Raw genomic sequence first — 3,600 nt, forward strand, 5'->3', positions numbered from 1 at the left:
GGCTGTGGCCTTCCGCGTCCAGCAGGGGCGCAATGCGCCCGGGCTCGCCAAAGGCCGCAAAGATCTTGCCCGTGGCCGTGTGGCGCAGCGATGCGGGCGTGCCGTGGCGCATGGCCACATAGACATGGGTGGGCCCCTCTTCCACGCGGATGATGGTCGGCCCCTGGCCGCTCCACATGGCAATCGACACCGTGCTGCCCACCTCCTGCGCCAGCGCGGGCAGCTCGGCGATCGCCAGGCGCACGGGATCGGCCTGCTGCAGGCTGATCAGCCCCATCTGTATGGCCAGCGGCCCCAGGCCGTAGTGGCCGCTGGCGCGGTCCTGCTCCATCAGGCCCAGTTTGCAAAAGCTCACCAGGTAGGGGTGGGCCTTGGCCGCCGTCATCTCGGCCTCGCGCGCCAGATCCTTGAGCGCCATGCGCCGGCCCGTGCGTGCCAGTGCCTTGAGCAACTGGCCGCCGACTTCCACGCTCTGGATGCCGCGCGGGCCGCGCGCGGGCTCGTCATCGCTGCTGTCAGGAAGGAAGACGGGGCTGTTCGGGGAAGAGGCGGCATCGGACATGGCAGGCATTGTGAAGGCTGGAACCCGGAGTTTGCGGGTCCGAGGGTTTTTTACTATGCCAAACGAATTGTTCAATGTTGAATTTTTCCCTAGCATTCAGGCATTCGATAAAAACAAATGCGTTTGTCCATTTCAAAAGCAGGATGCCCATGACCACCAAGACCTTTGCCTCCGCCGCCGACCTCGAAATCAAGCAGGTCAGCTTCGACAAGCTCTCCGAGCACGCCTACGCCTACACGGCCGAGGGCGACCCCAACACCGGCATCATCATTGGCGACGACGCCGTGATGGTGATCGACACCCAGGCCACGCCCGTCATGGCGCAGGACGTGATCCGCCGCATCCGCGAGATCACCGACAAGCCCATCAAGTACGTCACGCTGTCGCACTACCACGCGGTGCGCGTGCTGGGCGCCTCGGCCTTCTTCGCGGAAGGCGCCGAGCACATCATTGCCAGCCAGGACACCTATGACCTGATCGTGGAGCGCGGCGAGCAGGACAAGGCCAGCGAGATCGGCCGCTTCCCGCGCCTGTTCCAGAACGTGGAAAGCGTGCCCGACGGCATGACCTGGCCCACCCTGACCTTCACCGGCAAGATGACGCTGTGGCTGGGCAAGCTGGAAGTGCAGATCCTGCAGCTGGGCCGCGGCCACACCAAGGGCGACACCGTGGTCTGGCTGCCCCAGGACAAGGTGCTGTTCAGCGGCGACCTGGTGGAGTTCGGCGCCACGCCCTATGCGGGCGATGCCTACTTCCAGGACTGGCCGCACACGCTGGACGCCATCGCCGCCCTGCAGCCCGAAAAGCTGGTGCCCGGCCGGGGCGCCGCGCTGCAGACGCCGGCCGAGGTGCAGGCCGGCCTGGCCGGCACGCGCGACTTCATCAGCGACCTGTGGACCGAGGTCAAGGCCGGCGCCGACGCCCAGCAGGACCTGCGCAAGGTCTACGAGGCCGCCTTCGCCAAGCTGCAGCCCAAGTACGGCCAGTGGGTGATCTTCAACCACTGCATGCCCTTCGATGTGACCCGCGCCTACGACGAGGCCTCGGGCCATGCCGACCCGCGCATCTGGACCGCCGAGCGCGACCGCCAGATGTGGGAAGCGCTCGAAGGCTGAACCACGGCGGCGTGCCGGTCCTGAGCACCGGCACGCCTGCCCATCGCACCCGCCCGCGCACCGGCATTCCCTGATGCCGGCGGGGATGGCTGCGCCTTTTCTCTCTCATACGCCCACGACAGAGGACGAACCCCATGTCCCACCCCGCCATCTCCTTGCAAGCGCTGCGCGGCAGCGGCGCAGACATACAGGCCATCCACATCCCCTACGAGCGCCATGCCGACCAGGACGCCGGTGCGGACACGCCCGCCCGGCATCCCGTGGTCATCGTCGGCGCCGGCCCCGTAGGCCTGTCGCTGGCCATCGACCTGGCCCAGCGCGGCCAGCGCGTGGTGCTGCTGGACAACGACTGCCGGCTGTCCACGGGCTCGCGCGCCATCTGCTTTTCCAAGCGCACGCTGGAGATCTGGGACCGCCTGGGCGTGGGCCAGGCGATGGTGGACAAGGGCGTGTCCTGGAACCTGGGCAAGGTCTTCTTCAAGGACCAGCCGCTGTACCGCTTCGACCTGCTGCCCGAGGACGGCCACGAGCGCCCGGCCTTCATCAACCTGCAGCAGTACTACGCCGAGGCCTATCTGGTCGAGCGCGCACTGCAGCTGCCGCTGATCGACCTACGCTGGCACAGCAAGGTCACGGCACTCGAACCGCAGGCCGAGGGCGCCCTGCTGACCGTGGAGACGCCCGACGGCAGCTACCGCATCGATGCGCAATGGGTCCTGGCCTGCGACGGCTCGCGCTCGCCGCTGCGCGGCCTGCTGGGCCAGGAAAGCCATGGCCGCATCTTCCGCGACCGCTTCCTGATCGCCGACGTGAAGATGCATGCCGAATTCCCCACCGAGCGCTGGTTCTGGTTCGACCCGCCCTTCCACCCGGGCCAGAGCGTGCTGCTGCACCGCCAGCCCGACGATGTCTGGCGCATCGACTTCCAGCTGGGCTGGGACGCCGATCCCGAGGAAGAGAAAAAGCCCGAGAACATCATTCCCCGCATCCGCGCCCTGCTGGGCAAGGACGCGCCGTTCGAGCTGGAATGGGCCAGCGTCTACACCTTCGCCTGCCTGCGCATGGACCGCTTCGTCCATGGCCGCGTGGTCTTCGCGGGCGACAGCGCCCACGGCGTCTCGCCGTTTGGCGCACGCGGCGCCAACAGCGGCGTGCAGGATGCCGAGAACCTGGCCTGGAAGCTGGACCGCGTGCTGCGCGGCCAGGCCGATGCCTCGCTGATCGCCACCTATGGCGCCGAGCGCGAATACGCGGCCGACGAGAACATCCGCAACTCCACGCGCGCCACCGACTTCATCACGCCCAAGAGCGAGATCAGCCGCCTGTTCCGCGACGCCGTGCTCGACCTGGCGCGCGACCATGAATTCGCGCGCCGCATCGTCAACAGCGGGCGGCTGTCCGTGCCGGCCACGCTGCATGGCTCGGCGCTCAACACGCCCGACACCGACACCTTCGACGGAACGCAGCTGCCCGGCGCCGTGCTGGCCGATGCGCCCATGCGCCGGCCCGGCGCAGACGGCACGGCCTGGCTGCTGCGCGCACTGGGACCGGACTTCACGCTGCTGCACTTCGGCCCCACGCCGGCCTGGGCGCAGGCGCTGCCCGGCGTGCTCAACCTGTCCATCGCGGCCGAGGGAGAGGCCCATGCACCAGACGCCGACCTCATCGATGCGCGCGGCCTGGCGGCCAGACGCCTGGATGCGCGCCCCGGCACCAGCTACCTGCTGCGGCCCGACCAGCATGTCTGCGCGCGCTGGCGCCGCCCCGACGAGGCCGGCGTGCGCGCCGCTCTCCAAAGAGCCTGCGGCGCCGCCGCCACGGCCTGAACCTCTTACGCCCCATCCACAGGAGACCGCCATGCTGCTGTCCACCCACCCCAACCTGCAGGCCTGCGACGATTTCTACGAAGCCCTGATCACGCGG

The 3,600-nt window shown here is 68.5% G+C and carries 3 protein-coding genes; 2 read left to right on the forward strand and 1 reads right to left on the reverse strand.

What is annotated here, in order from left to right; all coding sequences use genetic code 11:
* Positions 1-562, reverse strand: a 562-nt coding sequence (locus L995_RS01345; protein WP_231574330.1) for an IclR family transcriptional regulator, incomplete at its 3' end; no start/stop codon positions are given.
* A gap of 149 nt (positions 563-711) precedes the next feature.
* Here L995_RS01345 and L995_RS01350 point away from each other — a divergent pair.
* Positions 712-1,677, forward strand: coding sequence for an MBL fold metallo-hydrolase (locus tag L995_RS01350; RefSeq protein WP_043790848.1), 966 nt, complete (start codon positions 712-714; stop codon positions 1,675-1,677).
* Positions 1,678-1,811: 134 nt separating this feature from the next.
* Positions 1,812-3,503, forward strand: coding sequence for an FAD-dependent oxidoreductase (locus tag L995_RS01355; protein WP_047468403.1), 1,692 nt, complete (start codon positions 1,812-1,814; stop codon positions 3,501-3,503).
* The last annotated feature ends 97 nt before the right edge of the window (positions 3,504-3,600 follow it).

It is taken from the genome of Delftia sp. ZNC0008, assembly GCF_000799035.1.
Classification (GTDB): Bacteria; Pseudomonadota; Gammaproteobacteria; order Burkholderiales; family Burkholderiaceae_C; genus Comamonas; species Comamonas tsuruhatensis.

Coding starts and splice junctions, on each gene's coding strand:
- L995_RS01350 (WP_043790848.1), top strand. CDS start 712: ATGACCACCAAGACCTTTGCCTCCGCCGCCGACCTCGAAATCAAGCAG.
- L995_RS01355 (WP_047468403.1), top strand. CDS start 1,812: ATGTCCCACCCCGCCATCTCCTTGCAAGCGCTGCGCGGCAGCGGCGCA.